This is a genomic window from Nonomuraea rhizosphaerae (assembly GCF_019396405.1).
GTDB classification, from domain to species: Bacteria; Actinomycetota; Actinomycetes; order Streptosporangiales; family Streptosporangiaceae; genus Nonomuraea; species Nonomuraea rhizosphaerae.
The window spans coordinates 1-3,670 of sequence record NZ_JAHKRL010000010.1; the positions used below are offsets into that span (position 1 = coordinate 1).

Below are 3,670 nucleotides of genomic sequence, written 5' to 3' on the forward strand. Positions count from 1 at the left end.
GACCGGCCTGGAGTGGCTGCTGGACATCGGCGACACCGTCTGCACCCGCCGCGTCGGCTGGCGGCGCGTGTACGACCTGGCCGAGCGGGTGGTCCCGGCCGAGCTGCTGGCCGAGGACCTGTCCGACGAGGAGTGCGTGCTCCGGCTCGCCGCCGTCGCGGGCTCCTCGCTGGGCATCGCGACCAGGGGCGACCTGATCGACTTCCTGCGCCTCAAGGGCCGGTACGCGGCGATGCTCGACGAGCTGCTGCTCAGCGGCGCGGCCGGTCTGGTGCCGGTGCGGGTGACGGGCTGGCCGACCACCCGCGCGCACCCGAACGCCTGGGCCGACCCCGCGGCCCTGGAGTCACCGGTGCGCGGGCGGCACCGCACGACGCTGGTCTCGCCGTTCGACTCGCTCATCTGGCACCGGGGGCGGACGGAGCGGGTGTTCGGGTTCAACTACCAGCTGGAGCTGTACGTGCCCAAGCACAAGAGGGTGCACGGCTACTTCACGATGCCGGTGCTGGCCGGCGGGCGGCTGATCGGGCGCGTGGACCCTGCCCGCGACGGCGGCACCCTGGTGGCCCGGCAGCTCAGCCTGGAGCCCGGCCTCACAGCCGCCCGCTGGGGGGACGCGGTACGCGACGCGCTGTGGTCGGCGGCGGAGTGGGTGGGGTGCGACAGCGTACGGGTCGAACGCGCCGACCCGGCCCTGATCGCCCACCTGGAGTCGGCCCCCGGCTGAATGAGCGTTCGCGGTATGGGCACTCACCGGGCGTTCACGACGCAGGTGATCACGGCTCTGACGCGCGTGACTGTGCGGCCGAGCCGGTCGGCCTGCGCCGACCTGACGGGCCGCCCGATCGCGCCGCCGAGTTCACCGGCCCATGCGGCGGCGTCGTGTCAGTCACGCCGCCGAGCCAGTGGGTTCAGTCCGCGTCGGGTCAGGTGATCTCCAGCATGCGTTCGCGCACCGCGTACACCACGGCCTCCATGCGCGAGTGCAGCTGCAGCTTGTCGAGGATGTTGCGGACGTGGTTCTTCACCGTGTTCTCGGAGATGAACAGCTGCTTGGCGATCTCGCGGTTGTTCATGCCCTTGGCGACGAGCCGGAGCACCTCCATCTCGCGCTCCGTCAGCCGGGGCACGGGAAGCTGGGGCGGCCGCTCGGCCTCCTTCTTGCTCATGTTCGCGAACTCGTTGATGAGCTTCGCGGCCATGGCCGGATTGATGAGCGACTGGCCTTCGTGCACCCCCCGGACAGCCGCCGGGACGTCGTTGATCTGCACGTCCTTGAGCAGGTAACCGGTCGCGCCCGCCTTGATGGCCTCGAAGAGGTCTTCTTCCTCGTCGCTGACCGTCAGCATGATGATGCGGGTGCTCGGCACCGACACCTTGATGCCCTTTGTCGCCTCGATGCCGTCCTGGCGCGGCATGCGTACGTCCATCAACACCACGTCGGGCATGAGACGGTCGGCGAGTCCGACCGCCTCCTGCCCGTCGCTTGCCTCACCGACCACCTCGATGTCTGGCTCGGCGGCCAGCGCCAGTGCCAGGCTCCGCCTGATCAGCTCGTGATCGTCCACGATCAGGACGCGGATCGGCTCGCCTCCTGACGCCTTCGTCTCGCCAGGCCCGCCTGACGACCGTGCCTCGCCGGACTCCGTCACGAAGCCTCCTTGATCAGCTTCATGACTGCCTTCGCCGCGCGTCGCTCGCTCATCGCCTGACTGAGCTCGCTCACGTCTCCTCCTCGTCGGGGGCCAGAGCCGTTGGACCGCCCATGATGGCATGTATAGCGCGGTCCAGGGTGGTCGAGAAGATCTTTTAGCGACTGGTTATGGCTCTACGAGCCGCAACACGCCGTAGTTGTAGCCGCGCCGGTTGTACACGACACACGGCTGGCCGCTCTCCTTGTCACGGAACAGGTAGAAGTCGTGGCCGACCAGCTCCATCTCGAGGAGGGCCTGGTCGATGGTCATGGGTTCCGCTCTGTGATGCTTCTCCCGTACGATGAGCGGCCCGTCGCCGTCCATCTCGATCGGGACGATGTCGTCGTACTGCGTGTCGTCGGGCAGGTCGTAGGGCTCGGGCTCGGGGGCGACCTCGGCCTTGCGCGGGGCCAGGTCGGCGACGTCGGGAAGCGTCGCGGTGATCTCCGCCACCGAGGGCGGGCAGTGGTTGCCGTGGTGGACCTTGCGCCGGTCGGCCAGCCTCCTGAGGCGCCCTTCCAGCTTGTCGAGAGCGATGTCCAGGGCGACGAACCGGTCGTCGGCGGAGGCTTCCGCGCGGACCGCGGGGCCCTTCGAGTGGAGAGTCAGCTCGACGCGCTCCCGCTGGTCGGAGATGCGCGGGTTGCGCTCCTTCGAGACCTCCACATCGACTCGAATGAGTTTGTTGTCCAGACGTTCGATCCTGGCCAGCTTGGTAGTCACGTGGTCTCGGAACCGATCACTCACTCCTGTGTGCCGGCCCTTGACGATGATGTCCATGCAACAGCCCCCCTTCGTCTAACGACTGAGAAAGAGCGCCCGACGACGTGCTTGCCGGGCGGGGTCTCTTGTCTGCCTTTCTGTCACCGTTACCCTCTTCCGACGCTCCATCACCGAGATCTCGGAAGGCACCCGCTCGGCCGACCTGGTCTTCGACCCCACATTCGCCTGCTGAGGGTTTCGCAGCTCTGTCGCCACTACTGCCCTTCTCTTCTGGCGAGGGACATCTGGACCCTCGGGAAGGCAGGACTTACCCCTAAGCCGCACCGTGATCGGTCGACAAAGAGTCGCCTTACGTGGGCCGTTTTGCCTGCGGCTGGCATCGGCTAGCAGAGCCGGGAGCCCCGACCCTGCGCAACCACGGACCCGAACGGGTGCCATGTCTGAACGCTATCTGCATCGCGGGTGAATGTCAGCCTGGGTGCTGCTCAAACGATCACTATCCGTGATGGCACGGGGTTGTGACGCAGGTGACGGGTGGCTTCTCTGGTACGCGGCATGCCCTATATACGGGCTCTTGCGGTGTGCTGAGCTGCCATGCCGCCGGGGCTTGGTTAGTGACATGTGACCTTCAGGTGAGGGTGCAGAAATGGATCTTTCTTTACTGAGGGTGACCATAAAGGAATTCAAGATCTTCGGCGTGTCGCGGCGACAGTTACCGCGTACAGGACTACGGCTCCGTGGGATCGAAGCGTGCGGGCGGCTCCGGCCAAGGTGGAGCCGGTGGTGACCAGGTCGTCCAGGAGCAGCACAGGGAGCGCTGGGCGGGGTTTCGCGCCGGGCCTCACCTGGTGACCCGCCGCGAGGTTGGCGGCCCGCTGGGTGGCGTTCAGGCCCGCCTGGTCGGCCACCCGGCGGGACAAGGTCAGCGCGGGCCACAGCTCGGCGCGGTGGCCCTGGGCTGCGAGAAGTCGTACGGTCAGCGCCGCGAGTCCGCCGACCGGGTCGTGGCCTCTGGCGCGGCCGGCTCGCGCGGCGCTGGGGACGGGGACCACGACGACGGGGGCGGGCGGCCGGGACGCCAGAGCGTGGGTGGCGGTGAACGCCAGAGCCGTTGCCAGGGGGTGGGCGAGGGCGGTCTGGCCACGCTCCTTGTAGGCGAGGATGGCCTCGCGGACGGGGCCGGCGTATTCGGCGGCCGACCAGCATTCTGGGAGGTCGGCGGGGGCGGGGGTGGGCTCGCGCCGGGCGGGGGC

At 68.4% G+C, this 3,670-nt stretch carries 4 protein-coding genes; 1 reads left to right on the forward strand and 3 read right to left on the reverse strand.

What is annotated here, in order from left to right; translation table 11 throughout:
- On the forward strand, positions 1–727 hold a 727-nt coding region (locus KME77_RS00625; RefSeq protein WP_219460160.1), incomplete at its 5' end, for a DNA glycosylase AlkZ-like family protein.
- 199 nt (positions 728–926) lie between these two features.
- Here the strand turns inward: KME77_RS00625 and KME77_RS00630 are convergent.
- The 3 genes from KME77_RS00630 to KME77_RS00640 form a co-directional block, all read right to left on the reverse strand.
- Positions 927–1,652: a response regulator gene (locus KME77_RS00630; protein ID WP_219460165.1), complete on the reverse strand. Its 726-nt coding sequence runs from the start codon at positions 1,650–1,652 to the stop codon at positions 927–929.
- Positions 1,653–1,820: 168 nt separating this feature from the next.
- On the reverse strand, positions 1,821–2,474 hold the full coding sequence (hpf, locus tag KME77_RS00635) for a ribosome hibernation-promoting factor, HPF/YfiA family (RefSeq protein WP_219460168.1): 654 nt from the start codon (positions 2,472–2,474) through the stop codon (positions 1,821–1,823).
- A gap of 626 nt (positions 2,475–3,100) precedes the next feature.
- A partial coding sequence (locus tag KME77_RS00640) for a ComF family protein (protein ID WP_219460174.1) occupies positions 3,101–3,670 on the reverse strand: 570 nt, incomplete at its 5' end.